Below are 20,502 nucleotides of genomic sequence, written 5' to 3' on the forward strand. Positions count from 1 at the left end.
CCCGGCACCAGGTCAGTCGACCGCGTCCTGTTAGGACTTCACCTGTATCGGCGGCAATTCGATCTCGGGCGGAGCCGATCGGCCTCGTGCTGCGTTGAAGTGACATGACCGTCGAGAAGGACCCGCAGATGCCCGCGTGGGCGGTGTGGGTCGCCCGCGTTATCTCCGTGGTGATCGTCGTGCCGCTGACTTTCCTCTGGGAGCTCCTCAAGGCCGCCGGGCGGGTGCTGATCGTCCGCCCGGCCGAGTTCCTGGGGCGCTGGCTGTTCGCCCCGCTCGGCCGCTACGTGCTGCGGCCGATCGGCGTGTTCCTGCGAGCGGTGTGGGACGTGCTCGCCCGAGCTCTGCGCGTGGTGGCGCTGCCCATCGGCCGCGTTCTGCGCCAGGTCCTCGCGATCGTGATCATCACGCCGGTGGCGTGGCTGGCGAAGTACCTCGTGGTCGTTCCGCTGAGCTGGCTGTGGCGCTTCGCGCTCGCGCCCGCCGGACGGCTCTTCGGTGCCGCGTGCGCATGGGCTTACGAGCGCGTCGCGCTTCCCCTGTGGCGGTTCTTCCACCGCTTCGTGTTCTCACCGCTGTGGCGCGGCACCCGCGCTGTGCTGCGCGTGGTGGTCGTCGCGCCCGCGCGGTGGGTTCGCGACACGGTGATCACGCCCGTGCGCTTGGCCGGGCGACGCCTGCGCCAGCACATCGGCAGCGCTCTCTTCGGCCGCCGCCCCAGCTAGGGGTTTGAGGCTGTCAAGGACTCAGCCCTCGAACTGGGTCAGCGCGAACGCGGTGAGGAAACCGGCGACGGTGATCAGTCCGGTCCACAGCCGGGCTGACTCGAACGCCTCGGGGATCATGGTGTCGGCGATCATCGTCAGGATCGCGCCCCCGGCGAGCGCGGTGATCGTGGCCAGCACCGCCGCAGGGGCCGCGCCGAGCACGCCGTAGCCGAGCATCGCGGCTCCCCCGCTGGCCAGCGTGATCGCGGTCCAGAGCCCGAAGACGTAACCGCGACTGCGCCCGGCCCTGCGCATGCCTGACGCGCTGGAGAGCCCTTCGGGCACGTTGCTGATGAACACCGCCACCACGGTGACCGCGCTGACCGTGCCGCCGCCGAGGAGGCTGGCGCCGATGACGACGGACTCCGGGATGCCGTCGAGCAGCGCGCCCAGCGCGAGCGCGGTGCCGGAGCCGGACTGCTCGGCTTCGGAGGGCTGTTGCGAGCCGGAGCGCTTGCGGTGTCGCGCGCCGCGCCGAGCGAGCAGGACGTTCGCGCCGGTGTAGAGCACCGCGCCGGTGACCGCGCCCAGCGCCGTCGGCAGCAGGCCCGCGCTGCGGTGAGCTTCGGCGATCAGCTCGAAGGAGACCGCCGAGAGCAGCACTCCGCTGCCGAAGGCCATCACCCCGGCGACGACGCCGACGGGAACTCGGACCAGGTAGCCGACCAGCGCTCCGACCAGCAGCGCCGACCCCGCCAGCAACCCCCAACCACCCGCCGCGAGCACCGCTTCCATCGCCGCCTCCTCCGCTGTCGCACCACTCATACCCCACGCGGGCGGACGCGGCAGAACAGTGAAAGCGCGGCCGGGGGAAGGCCGCGCTTTCACTCCGATCCCAGAGGATCAGCAGGTGCGCCCGATGTACCAGGCGTTCAGCATGTCCGGCCAGTGACCGAGCCGCGTGATGCCCGGCTTCACGCACTTCTCGAAGTCCTGAAAGCCGCCGATGTTGGTGCGGTCCACCCAGATGACGACATTGGTGTTGCCGCAGTGGTTGTAGAACGCGTTGGTCATCCAGTCGGTGTACCAGCCGCACTTCTCGCTCGCGGCGGCCTCGCTCTGCACGGTGGCGGGGGCGGCCGTCGCCGGACCCGCCATCATCCCCATCGTCGCCGCGACAGCGGCCACCGTTCCCGCGAGCGCGGTCATGCTCTTGCGCATTGTTGCCCAGCTTTCGTCGAACATCCCTGACATCGCACCGAGGTGGACCAGTGGCTCCTCGGTACGGCGCTCATCGAACAACGGCCGGGAATGTCCGCGTAGGGGTCAAAGGTGGAACTTCAGGACGAGGCAAAGTTCCTCTTTCGGAGGCCAAACGTTCGCGCTCCGGCTAGCCTGACGCCGATTTCCGTTGCAGCACAACATGAATGTGAATGCGAATGCGACGAGGGGTGGATGCTTCAATGACGGTCGAGAGCACGCGGACCAGGGTCAGGCGCCGAGTTCTGCCCGAGGGCAGAGCAGGATCGCTGTGGACATCTCGCCCGGAATCAGGCGTGCTCGACTTCCGGGGACGGCGCCTGCGGATCGAGGTGCCCGACCCCGACGAGGTCCTGTTCCCCACCGACTGCGGGCTGAGCCTGCTCGCCGCCGTCGCCGAGGCCGAGGACGTCGAGCTGGCCGGGCTCAACGTGCTCGACATCGGCTGCGGCTCCGGCATCTACACCGTCGCCGCGCTCGCCGCCGGTGCCGCGCGGGTGACCGCGCTGGACATCAACGCCGCCTCGATCGAGGTCACGCGGACCAACGTGGCGCGCAACGGCTTCGCCGAGTCAGCCGTCACCGGGGTCACGGCCGACCTGCGCGCCTACGAGCCACCGACCGGCTTCGACGTGGTGCTCACCAACCCGCCGCACCTCCCGTACGACCCGCGTTACGCCTCCGACAACGGCTTGGAGGCAGCCCTCATCGCAGGCCCCGACGGCCGCGCGCTCTACGACACGATCGTCGAACGCGCCGACGACCTGGTGCTCCCGGGCGGGCAGCTCGTCATCGCGCACTCCTCGCTCGCCGACGTCGGCCTGACGACCAGGCGCCTGCTCGCACGCGGCTACGAGTGCCGCACGGTGGAGGTGTGCGAGATGGACATCCCCGTCCTCGCTTACGCCGCCCACCGCGCCGCCCTGTTCCACCGCTTGGCCGAACTCCGCGACGCCGGGCGCGCGGAGTTCGACGGCGACCGGTTCTCCGTGCACGTACTGGCTTTCCGCCGCCCGGCCTGAGCCCGAGCGGGACGCTGGCAGCGCCGCCGGGGTTGGGTGGTCTTGAAGACCGGCGAACCTGACGACTTACCCGACCAGGGCTAGGAGTCGAGGTCGAGGGGCGCCCACGGGAGGGCGGTGCGCCAGCCGGGGCGCTCCGCCACCCAGTCCCGGACCACGCGCACGACCTGTTCGAACCCCCGGTCGAAGACGCTCCCCCACTCGGAGTCGCGCGGCACCAGCGCCTGGAAGTGCGCGGACGGGCCGCCTTCACGGTGCTCGACCTGGTAGCTGCCGAAGCCCGGTTCGCCGTCCAGCGCCACCTGGATGTAGTGCTGCGAAGCTCCGGAAAGCCGTTCCACGACAACGAAGTTCGCCGACAGCGTCATATCGGCGAGCAGGTCGTGCAGCTGCTCGTCGGTGGGGTCGTCCACGGTTCGGCTGGCGTCGGTGGCGCGAATGCGCGGGGTCGTCACGACGCCCGATCGTAGTCGCACAGCCACCCGGCCAGGTCGGACTGTTGGAGGCGGCGCTGTTGGTGGACACCGGAGAAGCGTTGGGGCAGCTGGTTTTCACCACGCCGCTCGCGTTCTTGGACGTCGGGTGAGTTGACCAGGGCCGAAGCACCGCGCACAGTGACGCGCATGAACCGGGCCCTCGCGGTGCTGACCTGCGGCGCGTACTTCACGCTTGCCATTGGCGCGCTCGCGTCCGGGGAAGCGCTCGAAGCGGTGCCGCTCGGCGCTTTGTTCACCGTCCTGGCCACGTTCGGCTTCGCATGGGTGCGGCGCAAGGGCCAGCTCGCGTGGTCGATCGCGTACGTGCTCGTGTCGCTGCCGTTGGCGTTCGCCGTTTTCTCGTTCGACCCCAGCGTGGGCTCCACGTTGTTCTTCGTGGTGCTGGTGAGCCAGAGCGTCCTGCTGCTCCCCGTCCCGGGAACGGCGCTGCTCGTCGCGGGAATTCCCTTCGCGCACGTGGGAATGCCGTGGGCGGAAGCCTTGCGCGAGGGATTCGGCCTGCTGGCGTCGGTGCTGTTCGCGGCCGTCATCACCACCTTGCTGCTGCGGGAGCAACGGGCTCGCGCGGAGCTGGCCGAGGCGCACAAGCGGTTGCGCGACTACGCGGCTCAGGCGGAGCGGCTCGCGACGGCTCAGGAACGCAACCGCGTCGCGCGCGACATCCACGACGGCCTCGGGCATTCGCTGACGGTGATCCAGATGCAGGTCAAGGCCGCGCGCGCGGTGCTGCCGACCGACTCCGACAAGGCCGATGACGTGCTGGCCAAAGCTCAGGACCAGGCGGAGTCGGCGTTGGGCGAAGTGCGGCGCTCGGTGAGCACGCTGCGCGAACCGCGCTCGATGCCGCCGCTGCCGGAAGCCCTGCGTGCGCTGGCCGAGGAGAACGCCGCGACCGGAGTGCCGACCGAGCTGACCGTGTCCGGCACCGCACGAGAACTGGGCGCGGAGGCACGGGAGGCGCTGTTCCGGGCCGCCCAAGAGGGGCTGACGAACATCCGCAAGCACGCTGGCGCCGAGTCAGCCGACGTTGTGCTGGAGTACGCGGAAGCCGTTGTGCGCCTTGAGGTTCGCGATGACGGCACTGGCGCGTCCGGCGACGGTTCGCCCGGCTTCGGCCTGCTGGGGCTGCGCGAGCGGGCGGTGCACCTCGGCGGCCGCTTGGACCTCCGTTCCGAGCCGGGGCGGGGCAGCACGCTGAGCATGGAGGTTCCTGGATGAGTCCGGTGCGCGTGCTGCTCGTCGACGACCAAGCGCTGTTCCGCGAGGCGCTGGCGACGCTGCTGGCCACGCAGGAGGGCATCGAGGTCGTCGGCGAGGCGGGCAACGGCGACGAGGCGCTGCGCCGGGTCGCCGAGCTGGAGCCCGACGTGGTGCTGATGGACCTGCGCATGCCCGTGCTCGACGGCGTCGCGGCCACCCGCAGGCTCCGCGTCGAGCACCCGGGCGTCCAGGTCATCGCCCTGACGACCTTCGACGACGACGAGGACGTGTTCGCCGCGCTGCGCGCCGGGGCGCTCGGCTACCTGCTCAAGGACGTCTCGTCGGCGCGCCTGGTCGAAGCGGTCCAGGCGGCCGCGCGAGGCGAATCCGTGTTGCAGCCGTCGATCGCGGCCAAGGTCGTGGCCCGTTTCGCGCAGCTCTCCGACTCCCCCGAGCCGCGCCCGCAACCGCTGGTGGTGCCGCTGTCGGCGCGCGAGCTGGAGGTGCTGCGGCTGCTCGCGAACGGTCAGAGCAACCGGGAGATCGCCACCGCGCTCTACCTCGCGGAGGGCACGGTGAAGAACCACGTGACCAACGTGCTGTCCAAGCTCGGCGCGCGCGACCGCACCCAGGCAGCGCTGCGCGCCCGCGCGCTCAACCTGCTGTGACCGCTGGTCATGCCACGGCATGACCCCAGCACATGACCTCCGGCACAGGTCGGATCGGCCGCTGACGGCGACTCTTGCCGTCACCAGCAACCGCCGCACCGGAGGCCGAGATGACCACCACCGAGACCACCCGCACGAGCAGGGCGAAGCTCGCCCGCTTCGTGGGGCACTACGTCGAGATGATCGCCGCGATGATCATCGGCATGATCGCGCTAGCCCCGGTCTGGCCCGACGCGTGGACGGCCCGCCCGGACGCGAACGCGATCATCATGGCCACCGACATGACCGTGGCGATGGCGCTGTGGATGCGTGTGCGCGGTCATTCCTGGCCGCGGACGCTGGAGATGTCCGCCGTCATGTACGTGCCGTTCGTGATCATGCTGGCGCCGTACTGGCTGGGCCTGCTCTCCGGCTCCGCGCTGATGATCATCGGCCACGTCGTCATGTTCCCGCTGATGCTGGTCGCCATGGTGTGGCGCCGCGGCGACTACTGGCACTGAGGGGTCATCGTGCGCACCTTCCTCCGCCGCGCGGGCCTCGCGCTCGCCGCCCTGATCGCCGTCTTGCTCGTGCCCGGCGTGTCGGCCGCCGTCTCCGTCTCCTCCGCGTTCGGCGCGCTCTACACCGCCGGCCCGGCTCGTCCGGTTCCCGCTGCCGCAACGAAACCGCACGATCCGGCCAAGCCGACCGCTGTCGTGGTCGTGGGCAACCTCGGCGCCGCCGCGTCCGATGTGCTCGCACCGTACGAGATCCTCGCCGCGACGGGCCGCTACAACGTCTACACCGCGGCGCCGAGGCGCGAGCCGGTTCCGTTGACCGGCGGCCTCGACCTGATCCCCGACGTCACCCTTGACGACCCCGTCGCGCGCACTCCCGATCTGATCGTCGTGCCCGCCGTCCCGGACGTCGGTGAGCCCACGACCGCCCCCATCACCGACTGGCTGCGCGTGCAGGCCGCGCGAAGGACTCAGCTGGTCAGCGTCTGCAACGGCGCGGGCCTGCTCGCTTCCGCCGGGCTGCTGGACGGACGGCCCGCCACCGCGCACTGGCTGCGGCTGGGCAAGTTCGAATCGCGCTACCCGAACGTGAAGTGGGTGCACAACGAGCGCTACGTGGATGACGGCAACATCATCAGCACGGCCGGAATCCTCTCCGGTATCGACGGGACGCTGCACATCGTGGAGCGCCAGTTCGGTGCCGCTGTCGCCGACAGCGCGGCGGCCGCGATCGGGTGGCGGCACTTCCGGAACAGTCCGCCCGTGGCCACCGGCCTCGCGTTCCCAGACAGCGTGGCGATCTTCAACGGCGGCTACCGGTGGAATCCCGCGACCGTCGGCGTGATGCTCACCGATGGCGTCGGCGAGACCGAGCTGGCTTCCGTGTTCGACGGGCACAGCCACGGGCTGGCGACGCGCACGATGGCATTGAGTTCCAACGGGAACGCAGTGCGCTCGAAGCACGGGATGGTGTTCCTGCCCCGCGCCGACCACGCCAGCGCGGCTTCGGGGCTCGACCGCCTGATCGTGCCCGGCCCGGCTCGCGGCGTAGTCGCTCCGAGTGGCCCCGCGCCCGTGTATGTGCACGACGGCAACGGTTTCCCCTTCGACGGGGCGCTGCGCGACCTCGCGCGGACCACCGATGTCGCCACCGCGCGGTGGACGGCGAAGACGCTCGAACTGCCCATGGCGGGCCTCGTGCTCGAAGGCTCGGCCTGGCCTTGGGTGCCGACGCTGCTCCCCTTTGTGCTCCTCCTGCTCAGCGTGGGCGTCCTGTTCGGCATCCGTCGCCTGCGTCGCCCTTAAGGTGGGTCACGTGATCACGCAGCGAGACATCGAAGTGGGCGACGGTCGCATCATCCGGACGCACGACACCGGCGGCGAGGGCCCGGTTGTCTTGTGGCACCCCGGCTCTCCGCACACCGGCGCCCTCTTCTCTCCCCTGACCGAGATCGCCGCAGAGCACGGCGTGCGCATGGTGTCCTACGCGCGCCCGAGCTACGACGTGTCGACCCCGCAACCCGGGCGCACGGTTGTTTCCGCAGCAACCGATGTGGAGCGGATCGCCGACGCACTGGGCATCGAGCGTTTCGCCACGATGGGGTACTCCGGCGGAGGACCGCACGCACTCGCCTGCGCCGCCGTGCTGCCGTCGCGCGTGACGGGCGTGGCGTGCCTGGCGAGCTTGGCTCCTTACAACGGCGAGGAAGCGTGGTTCTCCGGGATGGCGTCCCCCGAGGGACTGCGTCACGCGCTCAAGGGCCGTGCCGCGCGAGCCGCCTTCGCAGAGGTCGAGGAGTTCGACCCGAACGTCTTCACCAAGTCCGACTGGGCGGCCTTGTCGGGCGACTGGAAGGCACTGGGCGAGGACGCCGGCCAGTCGAACTCCGACGGCCTGGTCGACGACGACGTGGCCTTCGTCGAGCCGTGGGGCTTCGACCTCGCAGCAGTGGCAGCACCGGTCCTCATCGTCCAAGGCTCCGACGACCGCGTGGTCCCACCCCTGCACGCCGACCTCCTCATCCGTACACTCTCCAGGGCGGAGCTGTGGAGGCGCCCTGACGACGGCCACGTCTCGGTGCTCAACGCCTGCTCCGCCGCAACCGCCTGGCTCACCCCCCACTCCCACTGACCTCCCTCCGCCGGTGGAGCGCGGAGTGCGCGGGAGCTAGGGCTTGCCCGTTGAGCGGAAACCTGATGACCGCTCGCGAAGTGGTCCGGGGGCGCGGGTGGCGGAGTTCGGCGGGCTCGTATTGTGCAGGTGTGCGACAAGATCAACACGGCGTGCCGCTGACCGCGGCCTCCTCCGCCGCCGTCGAGGAACTGGACCGCGCGGTCGACTCGCTGCTGCACTTCCGCTCCGACGTCGGAGACCTCGCCGCCCGCGTCGTCGCCGAGGACCCGATGCTGCCGCTGGGCAACGCGATGCGCGTGCACCTGGCCGTGCTGAGCACCGACCCCGCGCACGTCCCCGTGGTCGCCGACGAGTTCGCCAAGTTCCTGAGCGTGGTCGATCCCGGCGAGCTGACCGAGGGCGAGCGGATGCACCTCTCCGCCGCCTCCCACCTGCTGGACGGCGACCTGGCTGGCGCCGCGCGGGTGCTGACCGGGATCTCCACGGCGCAGCCGCGTGATGCGATGGCGCTCGCGTTCGGCCACCAGCTCGACTTCCTCACGGGCGACGCCGTGTCGTTGCGCGACCGCATCGGCGGCGCCATGCACGCGTGGGGCGAGTCCGACCCGCACTTCGCGAACCTGCTGGGCATGTACGCCTTCGGTTTGGAGGAGTGCGGGCACTGGGACCAGGCCGAGCAGGCGGGTCTGCGCGCGATGTCGCTGGACCCCGCCGACGTGTGGAGCATCCACGCCGTCGGTCACGCCCACGAGATGCGCGCGCGGTTCTCCTCCGGCATCGAGCTGTTCGACCGGCGTCGCGAGAACTGGGACGGCGACAACCTGCTGCGCGTGCACATCTGGTGGCACTACTGCCTTTTCCTGCTGGAGAGCGGTCAGCCGGAGCGCGCGCTGGACATCTACGACACCAAGCTCGCGCCGGGCGCGGCCGACGCGCTCCGCGACGCCGTCAACGCCGCGAGCCTGCTGTGGCGCCTGCACCTGGAGGGCGTGCACCACGAGTCCCGCTGGCAGGAGCTGGCGCGGACCTGGCCGCCTCGGATGAAGATCCCGTTCAGCGCCTTCAACGACATGCACGCGGTCATGTCCTACGTCGGCGCGGGCGACGATCTGGCTGCCGAGCAGCTGATCGCGGAGCGGAAGCGCTACCTGGTCGACGCGCCCGAGACCGTCTCCAACGCCTCGATGACCGCTCGCGTCGGCCTGCCGGTGTGCGAGGCGCTGCTGGCCTTCGGGCGCGGTCGCTACGGCGAGGCCGTCGACCACCTGTGGCCGGTGCGGCGCCGCGTGCACGAGTTCGGCGGCAGTCACGCGCAGCGCGACGTCGTGCAGCGGACGCTCGTCGAAGCCGCTGTGCGCGCCGGGCGGACCGAGCAAGCGCACGTGCTCGTCAGCGAGCGGATCAGCCTGCGCCCCGACAGCCCCTACAACCACCTCAAGCTCAGCCAGCTCCGCCCCGCCTAGGCCCTGTCCTGCAAGTCGTCAGGTTCAGCGGTCTTCAAGACCTACAAACCCCTGCCCCAGCGGTCTTCAACGACGGCAAACCTCACGAGGCTGCTGGGTTTGCGGCGGTTAACGATGATCAACAGCGGGGTTTGCGGGTCTTGAAGACACCCCAACCCCTGGCGGCGCCGTAACCGGAATACGCAGCTCAACCACTTACAGGACAGGCGCTAGGCCCTGTCCCGCAACTCATCAGGAGGTCTTGCAGTCCTTGTTCCGGCGTTTCCGTCACCGTGCCGCTGTCACCCGAGAACGGGACGCGCCGAGGCATTCGCGGCAGGGCGGACCGGAGGGTTCGGCCATCGGCAGCGGTTCGACGACGTGCCCGCACAGCGCGGCGTAGCTGCCCAGCCCCTGTCCCTCGTGGAAGGCGGAGTCGCTGACCCGGTGCTCGCGGCGGTCCCTGCCGCAGGTGATCGGGTTGGCGTACACGACGGGCGGCGTGTCGCGGCGCGGCGGCGGGACGGAACGGGGCGCGCGACGGGCCGCGCGCACGTCCACCACCGCGGCGGCGGCGACCGCGGCCAGCGGGAGGAGCGTCCACAACGCGGTGTCCTGCATCGTGCTCCGTTCGGAGTGGTCGCCCGGCGGCGTCGCGAAGTTGGGGGAGTTGACGCCGCCGGGGCGACCGGATACCCCGTGCGCGGTCCGGGGTTGGTCGGTGGGTCGGTGGTGCGGGGCCCGCTACGGCACCGCGGCGTTGATGCCGGGACCGGGGGTGAGGATGCGGGCCGGGTCGTAGAGCTTCTTGGCGCGCACCACGTCGTCCCAGGTGTCGCCGTAGTGCTCGCGCCACTCCTCGGGGCCGTACTGCTGGCCGCCGATCGGGTAGGCCTTGCCGCCGAGCCTGCGCACCTTCTCCATCCAGGCCTTGTTGCGCTCCAGCATCTTCTCGACGTAGTCGGGGGCGGCGCCGCCCGAGGAGGCGTTGAGCACGTCGAAGAGCCAGATCAGGCCGTCCGGCTCCTGCTCGGGCATGCGCAGGCGCGGGCGGCGGAAGGAACCGGCGCGGTGCGGGAACACCAGCACGAAGCCCTTCCCGTCCGGCAGCGACCAGTCCTCGTCGGTCATCAGGGCGAAGGTCTCGGCGGAGAAGGCTTCGATGTGCTCGTCAGCCAGGAAGATGTCGAACCACGGCTTGTGCCGGTCGTCCCAGCCGTCGTCGATGCGCCACTGGTGCATCATCAGCGAGTACTTCTCGCACAGGTCGACGTAGTCCAGCCGCTCCTCCTGCACCGGCCCCTGCGGGTCGAGGCCGTCGAGCAGGCCCTCCGGCGTCGGCTCACCCTCGTACTCGTAGTGCGCGAGGTGCACCAGGAAGGTGGGGACCGGCGCGATCGCCCCGGGCGGCGCGATGATGCAGTAGATCTCGTCGACCTGGCCGCGGGCGACCACCTCGCGCATGGCGCGGAACGCGGCGCCGGGCTCGACGTAGGGCAGCACCCACGACCGCGTGCCCGTGGGCACCGGGGCGACCTTCAGCTCGGCCCTGGTGATCACGCCGACCTGGCCGACGCCACCGAGCACCGCGTCGAAGAGGTCGGGCAGCTCGGTCTCCGAAGCCCACTCGATCTCACCGCGGCCGGTGACGACCTGGACGCGGGAGACGGAGTCGATCTGCGCGCCGTAGCGGTAGCCGGGGCCGATGCCGCCCGCGCTGAGGGTCCCGCCGACGGTGATCGGCAGGTAGCCGGTCAAGCCGCCCGTGAAGCGCGTCCCGTGCCCGGCGAGCGCGGAGACCAGGTCCGACCAGAGCACGCCGCCGTCGACGTCGGCCGTGGTGGGCCCGCACTCGTGCACGGTGTTCAGCGAGGTCACGTCGATGGCGATCCCTCCTTCGACCAGCCGCTGGCCCTGCGTCATGTGACCGGTGCCCTGCGGAGCGACCTGGATCTGGTTGTCGTGGCAGAACCTGATGACCTTCGCGACGTCCGCCGCGGTGCGCGGGCGCAGCACCGCGGCGGGTCGACGGGTGACGATCCGGCCAAGATCACGCGAAGCCTCTGTCACGGCCTCGCCGTCGAAGTGGAACTCGCCTTCGACCTCGGGCAGCGCGAGCGCACCGCCCCCGGCCTCGGTGGTCCAGTCGCGGGAGGAGGGGTCCCAGAACAGTGGCAGCTGCGTCATTGGATCTCCGGATGTCGCCTCGGTTTCACGGGAACGATGCTCCGAACACGCTGCGTGCGCATCCGTGTTCGCCACACGACTCGCGCTCGCGCGCACGTACGTGATCGGATACCCACACACCGAGCACACGTACGTGTGGCCCGTCGGCTGGCTCGACGGGCGCCCCAGGTACAGACTGCGGGCCTCGACGGCATGACGGGACGGATGTGGAACTAGCTGGCGTGGGGCTGACCAGTCTGGTCGGCAGGGACGAGCTGCTGGACGCGCTCGCGGCTTCGGTGCGAGCGGGCGCGCGGCTCACGAGTCTGTCCGGGGCGGGCGGCGTCGGCAAGACCCGGCTCGCGCTGGCGCTGCTCAACAAGGTGGCGGGCGACTTCGACCTGGCCGCCGTGGTGCACCTGGCCGATCTCGATCCGAGCGAGGACGCCGTCACCGCCGTCGGGCAGTCGATCGTGGCCGCGCTGGGCGTCACCGACCACCAGTCGCAGCGCCGCCCGGTGGAGATCCTGCTCGAACGCCTCCAGGGGCAGCGGGTGCTGCTCGTGCTGGACAACGCCGAGCACATCCTCGACCCGGTCGCCGACGTGGTCATCGCCCTGCTCACCGAGGCGCCGGGACTGAGCGTGGTCGCCACGACGCGACACCGCCTCGACCTGCCGCCGGAGCGCGTGATCGCCGTGCCGCCGGTGACGATCCCCGAGGTGGGCGCCACGCCGGAGGAAGCGCGGGGCAGCCAGGCGCTGTCGCTGCTGCTGGAGCGCGCGGGCGACGCGGGCTTCCCCGCCGTCGTCGAGGGCACCCCCGCGTGGGAGGCCGTCGTCGAGCTCGCGCGGTGGTCCGGCGGGTTGCCGCTGGTCATCGAGCTGATCGCGGCGCAGATGGGCGTGCTCGGGCCGGAGAAGACCCTGCAACGGCTGGACGGCGGGCGGCTGCTCACCACCACCGCGCGCCGGGCTCAGCCGCACCACCGCACCCTCACCAAGGCGCTGGACATCTCCTGGGCGCTGTGCACCCCCGCGCAGCGGTTGCTGTGGGCGCGGCTGGCGGTGTTCTCCGGCGGCTTCGACCTCGAGGCCGCCGAGGAGGTCTGCGGCCGGGGCGACAGCGCCGACGTGCTCTCGCCGCTGGGCGAGCTGGTGCGGCACTCCGTCGTCGTCGTGACCGGCGACGGCCGCTACCACCAGCTCCAGCCGCTGCGCGAGTACGGGCTGCGCCACCTCGACGCCTTCGGCGAGACCGACGAGCTGCGCGCGCGGCACTGCGACTGGGTACGCCGCCTCGTCGCGACCGCCGCCGCCGAGTGGTTCGGGCCCGACGAGCTGGAGTGGCTGGCGCGCCTGCACCGCGAGGTGCCCAACATCCGTTCCGCCGTCGGCTGGTGCGTCGCGACGAGGACCGCTGCCGCCGTGGAGACGGGCCTGGCGATCGTCTCCGACGTGATGCGGACGCGGGTGCAGTTCTTCGCCGCGTTGCAGAGCACCACCTGCGGGTGGATGTACGACCTGCTCGCGATCCGGTTGGAGAACGACGCGCGGCCGGCGCCGACGCCTTCCCTGCTGGCCGCGCAGGCAGCGCTCGGCTTCACCTTCATCGCGATCGGCGACACCGAACGGGGAACGCGCCACCTCGCCCTGTGCAGGGAGGTCGCCGCCCAGCTCGGCGCGGAATCCGCTCCCCCGGTGCTCTTCCTGGAAGGGTGCCACCGCACGCTCAACCTCGACGACCCCTCCGGGCTGTCGCTGCTGCGCGAGGCGCGCGACGCCTTCAGGGCAGCGGGCGCGCTCGCGGACGGTCAGATGGCCTCGTTGATGCTCGCCGTGGGCGCGGGCCTGTCGGGGCCCACCGATGTCGCCGACGAGGCGGCCGCCGACTGCCTGGCCGACGCCGAGCGTCACGGAGCGCCGTGGGCCCGCACCTGGGCGCTGTGGGTGCAGGGACTGCCCGCGCTCACCGCGCCGCGCTACGTGCTGCACGAGTGCCTTCCCGCCCAGATCGCGATGGGCGACCGGTGGGGAACGACGTGGACGGTGCAGGCGGGCGCGTGGTGGCGGGCCCGGGTCGGCCAGCCCGAGGACGCGGCGCGGCTGCTCGGCGGCTGCGTCGGCATGCAGGAGCGGCACGGCGTCGGGCTCGGCGGGCTACCGCTCTTCCGGCGGCAGCGCGAGCAGGCGGAGCGGCGGATCGTCGCGGCGATCGGCGAGGCGGCCTTCCGCTCGGCCTTCATCGACGGCACGGAGCTGACCACCGAGGAGGTCTACGAGCTGGCGCTGCGGCCCGTCGGCGTCCCCGGCGCGCCGCTGCCGGCCGCCAACGCCGCCGAGCTGACCACCGCGGAGCGCCGGGTGGCCGCGCTGGTCTCCGGCGGGCTGAGCAACGGCCAGATCGCCGAGGAGCTGCACGTGTCGAAGCGGACCGTGGAGACCCACGTCGGCCGGATCTTCGGCAAGCTGCACCTCGCCAACCGCGCGCAGCTCGCCGCCTGGTACCTCGGCCGCTCCGGGGACGAGCCGCCCGCCTAGGATTCGCCGCGTGGACACCGACATGAGCCGCTCCGTCGTGCTCTTCCAGGTCGCGGCGGCCGAGCACCCCCTGGTGGCCGACGCGCCCGCCCGCGAGGACGACTTCCTCAGGCAGGCGTGGGCGGAGGTGTCCCGCGAGAACCCCGTCGACCCGGCCGCGGTCACGCTCATCCACAGCGAGTGGCAGTTCTCCCCCGCCGACGAGCACTTCGCCACGACGACGTTCCCGAACCTCGGCGAGGTGCACTTCAACTTCCAGCGCCCGGGGCCGCAGGGGTGGGAGGAGGCGATGGCGCAGGCGCGCGCCGTCGTGCAGGAGTTCCACGAGAACCAGCTCCGCGAGGAGGCGGCCAAGAGCGAGGAGCGCGTGCTGCTGCCCGTCCTGCGCAGCGGCGGCACCGAGACCTCGCTCGCCCAGCCGTTCTGGGACCTGGTGCCCGGCAAGCTCTTCGCCACCCTGGCCAGGGTCGGGCCGACCCCGCACGGCACGATCGGCATGGACCACGTCGTGCCGTCGCAGATCTCCGACGAGGCCGAGTTCGACCGGCTCGCCCGTGAAGCACTGGGCAACCTGACGCAGGACCTGCGGATCGGCTCCACAGCCGCTCCCGGAGAGCCCGGCGGGATGCTGGAGCTCAGCCACCCCAGCGGTTTCGTCACCTCCCTCGTCGTCGAGCCCAACTTCCACGCGCGGATGTCGGAGATCGTCGGCACGCAGCGGCTGGTCGTGGCCATGCCGTGCGCGGACGTCATGTACGTCGCCGACGCGGACTCCGAATGGCGGGCCCGGTTCGAGGAGATGGTCCTCGCCTCCACCCACGACCCGTACCCGCTCGCGCCGACCCTGCTGCTCATCGACGCGACCGGCCCCCAGGTCCTCACGCAGAAGACCGCCTGACACACGGGTCAGGGTGGGGGCTGGAGCGCCAGGACGGAGGGGACCGCCTCGGGGGCGTGCAGCCGGAGCAGGCCGTACCCGATCCCGGCGAGCCCGGTGAACATCCCGGCGGCGGTGAGCCCGGGGTGCAGGCCGCACCGCCAACCGTGCTCGGCGGCGCCTTCGACGACGCTGCGGGCCTGGCGGTGCACCGGGTCCAGCAGCATCGCCTCGCGCCCCGCCGCGAGCAGCAGGAAGTCCAGGTTTCCCAGGTCTCCGTGGCACAGCGAGTGATCAGCGCCGAACCCCGAGTTCAGCGTGACGTCGGTGGCGAAGGCCAGCTCGGAGCGCCACAGCGGCTCCTCGGTGAGGCCCAGCGCGATGTGCCGCGCGATGCCGATCCCGGGGGCGCCGTGGCACCACGCGACGGGTTGCCCCTGGACATCGTCCTGCCCCTGGACATCACCGCTCGACATGATCCCCTCGACGTGGCCGCGCACGTCACGCCAGTCGCCGAGCGCCGGGTCGAACAGGTGGGCCTCGTAGGTGAAGGCGGCGCGCATCGCGCTCTCGTACCGCGCGTCACCGAGCAGCTCGGTCGCGACGGCGAGGGCGGCCCCGATCCCTGAGGCTCCGTGCGCGAAGCCGCCGAGCGGAACCGCCGCCACACCGAGCTCTTCCAGCGCGCCCGGCGTCCACCCGGCACCGGCCTCGCACGGCGTGCGCGTCGCGACCAGGCGGTCCGCGGCGGCGGCGATGGCGTCGAGGACCACGTCAGCGGGCCAGACCCGGTGCAGCGCGGCGAGGCCGAGGATCGCGCCCGCGGCTCCGCCCATCACCTCGAACTGCTCGTCGGCCGAGACCTCGAACAGCACGCGCTCGGCGAGCAGCGCCGCGTGGTCCAGCACTTCCAGTTGTGGCACAAGGGAATGCAGGTGGGCGAAGGCGTAGATCACCCCGCCCGCCCCGTGCAGGCCCACCCGCGCGGTGGCACCGTCCCCGGCGCGGGCGAGCTGGCGGATCGCGGCGCGGGTCGCTTCGGCGGCCAGCACGGCCGACTCCGCGCAGTCGCGCACCTTCGCGTGGTAGCCCAGGAACGTCGCGATGCCCAGCAGGCCGTCGTAGAGCCCGCTGCCGAGCTGGCCCACCGTGTAGTTGCCGCTGCGCCCGGTGGAGCAGCCGAGCCACACCGCCTCGCCCTCGGCCCGAACGGCAAGGGAGGCAAGGCGTTCGGCGATCCCGTCCGCCGCGCGGGTCAGCCCGGCCGGTGCGACCGGGCGCCGCGCCGGGACGCTGGGGTGCCGTTCGCGCACGAGGGTCAGCTCCGAGCGGATCGTCTCCGAGGTGACCGCCGTGCGGATCAGCCAGGTTTGCAGCGCGAGGTCGTCCGGCCCGAGGCGGTCGAGCACCTCGTGCACGACCTCGAAGCCGGGTCGCAGGCTCACCCCGGGAACCGCTTGCCCGTCGTCGGCGTACACCAAGCCATCTCGTACGCCCACGGTGAACAGCGGGATGTCGTTGCGCCACAACGCTTGCCGCTCGGCGTTGAGGAACGCGGCCACTCCGGGGCGACGGTGCAGCTCGTCGCGGAGGCGGTCGAAGTGCCGGTCCCGCGCCGCGGGCTCGCGCAGGAACATCGGGTGGAAGGAGGTGGACAACAGCAGGGCGTAGTGCGTCGTGTCCCGCACGATGAAGCGCACGCGGTCGTTGGCGAAGGCGGCGATCGGACCGGCCGCCAGCTCGGCGCGATGGCGCACGAACAGCTGGTAGGCCTCGGTGAACCCGGCCACGATGTCCTGGAGGTGATCGAGGGGCCGCGGCCCGGTCCTCGGCGTCCCAACGGGAACCGCCCTGCGTGGGACGACCGCGATGCGCATCTCGTCGGTGCCCGCGCCGACGACCTCCGGCGTGGGGGCACCGGAACCGGGCCGCGGTGTGCGGGCGGAGGAACCGATACCGGCGATCTCCGCGTCGTCCTGTGCGCGCGCTCCGGTCGGCAGCAGCCCGCTGAAGAGCACCGAGCCCTCGCACATCGCCGCCGCCTCGCTCTCCGCAGCCGAGGCGCCGTCCGGGGCCAGCGACAACACGCGCGGCTGGAAGAGCGTCTCGATGTCGACCAGGAACGGCCGCTCGCCGGAGACGATCACGTTCTCCACGTGGCAGTCCCCCGCGCGCACCAGGTAGAGCAGCGCCAGCAGGGCGCCGTGCCTGCGGAAGAGGCGTCGCGCGGGCTCGCCCGGCTCGCACTCGGCGGCTTCGACGAACTCCGCCCAGCCGTGGTCGCCGCGATCGAGCAGGCGCATCGCGGGCAGGTCGAGCCCACGCTCGTTCACCCAGCCCAGCAGCTCTTGGAAATGGCTGTCCGGCGCGAGCGATCTGGGTTTGTAGACGCACTTCAGCCCGCCGTCGAACTCCACGACGCACACCGTGCGGGCACCCCGGTGCGGATCGCCGAGTCCCATGTGGACGGTGACGACCTCGCCGGGATCCGCTCCCCCGGCGAAGCGCTCGACCAGCGCGGGGCGGTCCTGGGCGAAGTGCTCGCAGAACTCCAGGGCGTGCGCGAGCCAGAAGCGCGTGACCACGACGAGCTGGCGGGCCAGCACGGGATGGCGCTCCAGCACCGCGCGCCGGTGCTCCGGTTCGCGCAACCGTTGCAGGAAGGACTCGAACCGCTCGGTCGCGTCGTCCCCGGTGAGCAGGCCGTCCCGCCGAGCCCGCGACAGCTCCACCAGGCAGGTGCGCTGGGCCATGCCGCTGAGGCGGCGAACCAGCGCGGGCACCAGCAGCGGCGCCCACCGCTCTCCCACCTTCTCGTGCGCCCAGCCGATGAGGGGCTCGGACAGGGCGGCGAACGCAACGCTCGCCGCCCCGTCCGCCACCTGACGTCCGAGAGCGCGGTAGCGCCCGTCGGAGTCGATCGCCGAGATCTGCTCGACCCACGAACGCGCGTCCCCGCGCTCCCGGACGTCAGTCATCGTCGATCAGAACGCCGCGAGATCACAGCACTGCGGGAAGTACGACCGCAGAAAGGTCGCCAGCGTGAGCTGGGCCGAGGGCGAGACCTCACCCTCGGCCCAGGTCAGCACCGACAGTTCCGCCTCGACATCCCCCGCGACGGAGTGGGGGTCGTAGATCTTGACAGACATTCGCGTCCGCCTTTCAGGTTCGCGCTGGATCGAGCCAGAGCAACCTGGCAGCCGCCGGGATCAGCGACCAGACCTTTAGGGCAGGACCAAAACTTGAAGAACATCAACGAAATCCGGACCGTCCATTGTGGACACTAACGTGCGTGCGCCAGCATGCGCTCGTCGTCGGCCACCGGCGCGCTCGTGTCCTCGCCCGCCTCGGTCGCCTGCACCAAGCGGCCCTTCCACGACCGCTGACCGCGCGCGTCCAGCCAGAACGAGCAGCACAGCAGGTACAGGAAAGCCAGCACCATCAACGGGTGCAGGAACGCGTCCGGCCACACGCGGTCGCCGGAGGTGCGCGCGGTGACGACGCGGCTGAACACCGCGAGCAGGTACCCGCAGAGCCCGATCGCGGAGCCGGAGAGCGCGGCCAGCGGCGGCAGCAGGTACACCACGCCCAGCAGCAGCCCGATGACCGCCATCACCAGCCGCGACTCCATCACGCCGACGCACAGGTGCTTGCTGTAGCCCTTCTTGATCTCCTGCCAGGACGTGTACAGCCTGCCCCGCGCCACCTCCGAGGCCTCGGCCAGCACGAGCCGCCCACCGGAGCGCGCGAAAGCCATGCCCAGCGCGGCGTCCTCGCTGACCGCTTTGCTGACACCCGCGTAGCCGCCGCAGCGGCGGTAGGCCTCGCGGTCGAAGACGTGCAGCCAGCCCTCCAGCGCGCCGATCTTGGGACCGCGGTCGCTCTGGATCAGGCGCAGCGGCAGGAAAGCCGTCCACAGCCACGCGACGGCGGGCTGGACCAAGCGCTCCGCACAGGTCACCGCGACCTGCTTGATGTGCGCCGACACCAGGCCGCCCTCGTTCTCGCGCAACGCGGTCACCAGTCCGGCCACCGCCGTCGGCCCCAGCTCCACGTCGGCGTCGACGAAGACGAAGACCTGCGACTCGGGGTCGGCGTTCTCGGCCAGCAGGTGGCACCCGCGCGTCTTGCCCTGCCAGCCCGGCGGCAGCTCCCCGCCAGAGAGCACGCGCACCCGGGGGTCGCCCGCCGCGACGGAGAGCACCACGTCGGCGGTGCCGTCGGTGGACTCGTCGTCGAAGACCAGGACCTCCATCCTCGGCACGTTCCGCTGGTCAAGCAGGGACCGGATCAGCGGCGAGATCCGCAACGCCTCGTTGCGGGCGGGGATCAGCACGGACACCATCTCGGTGATCACCGGCGGGTTCGCGCGCAACTTGCGGCGGCCCCAGATGCTGTTGAACAGGGCGTTGAGCGCGAACACCGCGCAGAGCACGGTCGCGGCCAGCGTCAGGTCGTCCAGGATCGCAGTCATGTCACTGCCTCTCGCATCTCACTGCCTTTCGGCGACGAGCGGTCGGGTGCTTCGGCGGCGCGGTCGGCCCGTGCTTCCCAGCGGGCGCAGAGCGCGGACACCGCGAAGGCGACGGCGAGCCCGGCGAAGGCGTCGCTGACGTAGTGGAAGCGGTTGTAGGCGATGGACACCGTGAGCAGGCAGACGAAGGGCAGCAGGACCAGGAAGGTCCTGCGGTGGCCGAAGTGCCGCACCGCCAGCAGCGAGGCCCACGCGATGCCCACGTGCCCGGACGGGAAGGCCGAGCCCAGAGGGTCGCCGACCATCATCGTCTGGATCATGTCGGTGAACAGGTAGCCGTCGAGCCCGCCGCCGGCGAACCGCGGCACCGTGTGCATCGGCCCGAGCACCGGGAACAGCACGAACCCGACGTAGGTCGCGGTCGCCGCGAGCATGATTCGAAAAATGAAGCGCTCCGCCTTCTCGCGCTCGCCCCGGAACAGCAACACCACTGCCGGAAGCACCATCAGCGGGTACAGCAGCGAGTAGCCGAACATCATCACTTCGGTCAGGACCGGATTCGCGATGCTGTCGAAGAAGAGGTTGGGGTGACCACCGAACACGGCGGCCTCGAAGGCGTTGACCTCAGTATCGAGAAAACGCCCGTGGAGAACGAGGACATACCGTTCGATCACCCGGTACAAGAAGATCGTGAGCGAGAGCGGGTAGAGCAGCCACAGGTACTGGGCGAGCGCGCTGCGCGGGAACCGCCGCACCAGCAGCGACGCGACAGCCCACACCGCCAGCCCACCCGCCAGGGCCACGACCAGCTCGAACGGCTTCGTCACCCGCTGCCAGCCGAGCACTGCCACGCAGGCGACGAACGCCATGTAGCCGAACACGAGCCGATCGACCGGCCGCAGCCTGCCGTCCGCGCCACCCTGCGCGACGGCACGGTAACCACCAGGATTCATGGCCACTTCCCCAACTCCACCAGAACTCCCCGACCGCAATACTCCGCGTCAATACGCAGAATCGT

The 20,502-nt window shown here is 71.2% G+C and carries 19 protein-coding genes; 10 read left to right on the plus strand and 9 right to left on the minus strand.

Translation table 11 applies throughout. The features are described from left to right. The first annotated feature begins 104 nt into the window (after window positions 1-104). A complete protein-coding gene (locus ABD798_RS18575) occupies window positions 105-725 on the plus strand; it encodes a hypothetical protein (RefSeq protein WP_344876446.1) in 621 nt (206 codons plus the stop codon). Between the two features lie 21 nt (window positions 726-746). On the opposite strand, the gene ABD798_RS18580 is transcribed toward ABD798_RS18575, so the two are convergent. Together ABD798_RS18580 and ABD798_RS18585 are read right to left on the minus strand one after the other, a co-directional pair. Further along, on the minus strand, window positions 747-1,502 hold the full coding sequence (locus tag ABD798_RS18580) for a ZIP family metal transporter (protein WP_344876448.1): 756 nt from the start codon (window positions 1,500-1,502) through the stop codon (window positions 747-749). A gap of 108 nt (window positions 1,503-1,610) precedes the next feature. Beyond that, a complete protein-coding gene (locus ABD798_RS18585) occupies window positions 1,611-1,928 on the minus strand; it encodes a DUF6355 family natural product biosynthesis protein (RefSeq protein WP_344876450.1) in 318 nt (105 codons plus the stop codon). 242 nt (window positions 1,929-2,170) lie between these two features. Here ABD798_RS18585 and ABD798_RS18590 point away from each other — a divergent pair, with 242 nt between their 5' ends. After that, window positions 2,171-2,989 carry a 50S ribosomal protein L11 methyltransferase gene (locus ABD798_RS18590; RefSeq protein ID WP_344876452.1) on the plus strand — a complete coding sequence of 273 codons (819 nt, stop codon included), beginning with the start codon at window positions 2,171-2,173 and terminating at the stop codon, window positions 2,987-2,989. An 80-nt stretch (window positions 2,990-3,069) separates the two neighbouring features. On the opposite strand, the gene ABD798_RS18595 is transcribed toward ABD798_RS18590, so the two are convergent. After that, window positions 3,070-3,444 carry a hypothetical protein gene (locus tag ABD798_RS18595; protein ID WP_344876454.1) on the minus strand — a complete coding sequence of 125 codons (375 nt, stop codon included), beginning with the start codon at window positions 3,442-3,444 and terminating at the stop codon, window positions 3,070-3,072. Window positions 3,445-3,612: 168 nt separating this feature from the next. On the opposite strand from ABD798_RS18595, the gene ABD798_RS18600 reads away from it, so the two are divergent. The 6 genes from ABD798_RS18600 (at window position 3,613) to ABD798_RS18625 (ending at window position 9,448) form a co-directional block, all read left to right on the plus strand. Further along, a complete protein-coding gene (locus ABD798_RS18600; RefSeq protein ID WP_344876456.1) occupies window positions 3,613-4,704 on the plus strand; it encodes a sensor histidine kinase in 1,092 nt (363 codons plus the stop codon). Then, window positions 4,701-5,354 carry a response regulator gene (locus tag ABD798_RS18605; protein WP_344876458.1) on the plus strand — a complete coding sequence of 218 codons (654 nt, stop codon included), beginning with the start codon at window positions 4,701-4,703 and terminating at the stop codon, window positions 5,352-5,354. Before ABD798_RS18600 ends, ABD798_RS18605 begins: the two co-directional genes overlap by 4 nt. A 110-nt stretch (window positions 5,355-5,464) precedes the next feature. Continuing rightward, window positions 5,465-5,854: a hypothetical protein gene (locus ABD798_RS18610; RefSeq protein WP_344876460.1), complete on the plus strand. Its 390-nt coding sequence runs from the start codon at window positions 5,465-5,467 to the stop codon at window positions 5,852-5,854. A 9-nt stretch (window positions 5,855-5,863) separates the two neighbouring features. Then, entirely contained in the window at window positions 5,864-7,156 is a 1,293-nt protein-coding gene (locus tag ABD798_RS18615; RefSeq protein ID WP_344876462.1) for a DJ-1/PfpI family protein, read from the plus strand. Between the two features lie 10 nt (window positions 7,157-7,166). Beyond that, window positions 7,167-7,982 carry an alpha/beta fold hydrolase gene (locus ABD798_RS18620; protein ID WP_344876464.1) on the plus strand — a complete coding sequence of 272 codons (816 nt, stop codon included), beginning with the start codon at window positions 7,167-7,169 and terminating at the stop codon, window positions 7,980-7,982. A gap of 131 nt (window positions 7,983-8,113) precedes the next feature. Then, complete coding sequence (locus tag ABD798_RS18625; protein ID WP_344876466.1) at window positions 8,114-9,448, plus strand: tetratricopeptide repeat protein; 1,335 nt, start codon at window positions 8,114-8,116, stop codon at window positions 9,446-9,448. Between the two features lie 267 nt (window positions 9,449-9,715). On the opposite strand, the gene ABD798_RS18630 is transcribed toward ABD798_RS18625, so the two are convergent. Further along, entirely contained in the window at window positions 9,716-10,048 is a 333-nt protein-coding gene (locus ABD798_RS18630; protein WP_344876468.1) for a hypothetical protein, read from the minus strand. Between the two features lie 123 nt (window positions 10,049-10,171). Then, window positions 10,172-11,614, minus strand: coding sequence for an FAD-binding protein (locus ABD798_RS18635; RefSeq protein WP_344876470.1), 1,443 nt, complete (start codon window positions 11,612-11,614; stop codon window positions 10,172-10,174). A gap of 221 nt (window positions 11,615-11,835) precedes the next feature. On the opposite strand from ABD798_RS18635, the gene ABD798_RS18640 reads away from it, so the two are divergent. Next, on the plus strand, window positions 11,836-14,133 hold the full coding sequence (locus ABD798_RS18640) for an ATP-binding protein (protein ID WP_344876472.1): 2,298 nt from the start codon (window positions 11,836-11,838) through the stop codon (window positions 14,131-14,133). A 10-nt stretch (window positions 14,134-14,143) separates the two neighbouring features. Continuing rightward, window positions 14,144-15,031, plus strand: coding sequence for a hypothetical protein (locus ABD798_RS18645; RefSeq protein ID WP_344876474.1), 888 nt, complete (start codon window positions 14,144-14,146; stop codon window positions 15,029-15,031). Between the two features lie 8 nt (window positions 15,032-15,039). Here the strand turns inward: ABD798_RS18645 and ABD798_RS18650 are convergent, their stop codons facing one another. The 4 genes from ABD798_RS18650 to ABD798_RS18665 form a co-directional block, all read right to left on the minus strand. Then, window positions 15,040-17,988, minus strand: a complete 2,949-nt coding sequence (locus ABD798_RS18650) for a type 2 lanthipeptide synthetase LanM family protein (RefSeq protein WP_344876476.1) — start codon at window positions 17,986-17,988, stop codon at window positions 15,040-15,042. Window positions 17,989-17,994: 6 nt separating this feature from the next. After that, window positions 17,995-18,159 carry a hypothetical protein gene (locus ABD798_RS18655; RefSeq protein WP_344876478.1) on the minus strand — a complete coding sequence of 55 codons (165 nt, stop codon included), beginning with the start codon at window positions 18,157-18,159 and terminating at the stop codon, window positions 17,995-17,997. Between the two features lie 134 nt (window positions 18,160-18,293). Continuing rightward, a complete protein-coding gene (locus ABD798_RS18660; protein ID WP_344876480.1) occupies window positions 18,294-19,484 on the minus strand; it encodes a glycosyltransferase family 2 protein in 1,191 nt (396 codons plus the stop codon). Beyond that, entirely contained in the window at window positions 19,481-20,437 is a 957-nt protein-coding gene (locus ABD798_RS18665) for a phosphatase PAP2 family protein (protein ID WP_344876482.1), read from the minus strand. Before ABD798_RS18665 ends, ABD798_RS18660 begins: the two co-directional genes overlap by 4 nt. Window positions 20,438-20,502 lie beyond the last annotated feature (65 nt).

Source organism: Allokutzneria multivorans (assembly GCF_039537405.1).
In the GTDB taxonomy this organism is placed as follows: domain Bacteria; phylum Actinomycetota; class Actinomycetes; order Mycobacteriales; family Pseudonocardiaceae; genus Allokutzneria; species Allokutzneria multivorans.

Bases quoted from the DNA above. Each gene is read 5' to 3' on its own strand.
- ABD798_RS18605 (WP_344876458.1), top strand. From the start codon at position 4,701: ATGAGTCCGGTGCGCGTGCTGCTCGTCGACGACCAAGCGCTGTTCCGC.
- ABD798_RS18660 (WP_344876480.1), bottom strand. From the start codon at position 19,484: ATGACTGCGATCCTGGACGACCTGACGCTGGCCGCGACCGTGCTCTGC.
- ABD798_RS18610 (WP_344876460.1), top strand. From the start codon at position 5,465: ATGACCACCACCGAGACCACCCGCACGAGCAGGGCGAAGCTCGCCCGC.
- ABD798_RS18600 (WP_344876456.1), top strand. From the start codon at position 3,613: ATGAACCGGGCCCTCGCGGTGCTGACCTGCGGCGCGTACTTCACGCTT.
- ABD798_RS18650 (WP_344876476.1), bottom strand. From the start codon at position 17,988: ATGACTGACGTCCGGGAGCGCGGGGACGCGCGTTCGTGGGTCGAGCAG.
- ABD798_RS18580 (WP_344876448.1), bottom strand. From the start codon at position 1,502: ATGGAAGCGGTGCTCGCGGCGGGTGGTTGGGGGTTGCTGGCGGGGTCG.
- ABD798_RS18575 (WP_344876446.1), top strand. From the start codon at position 105: ATGACCGTCGAGAAGGACCCGCAGATGCCCGCGTGGGCGGTGTGGGTC.
- ABD798_RS18585 (WP_344876450.1), bottom strand. From the start codon at position 1,928: ATGCGCAAGAGCATGACCGCGCTCGCGGGAACGGTGGCCGCTGTCGCG.
- ABD798_RS18635 (WP_344876470.1), bottom strand. From the start codon at position 11,614: ATGACGCAGCTGCCACTGTTCTGGGACCCCTCCTCCCGCGACTGGACC.
- ABD798_RS18630 (WP_344876468.1), bottom strand. From the start codon at position 10,048: ATGCAGGACACCGCGTTGTGGACGCTCCTCCCGCTGGCCGCGGTCGCC.
- ABD798_RS18590 (WP_344876452.1), top strand. From the start codon at position 2,171: ATGACGGTCGAGAGCACGCGGACCAGGGTCAGGCGCCGAGTTCTGCCC.
- ABD798_RS18655 (WP_344876478.1), bottom strand. From the start codon at position 18,159: ATGTCTGTCAAGATCTACGACCCCCACTCCGTCGCGGGGGATGTCGAG.
- ABD798_RS18665 (WP_344876482.1), bottom strand. From the start codon at position 20,437: ATGAATCCTGGTGGTTACCGTGCCGTCGCGCAGGGTGGCGCGGACGGC.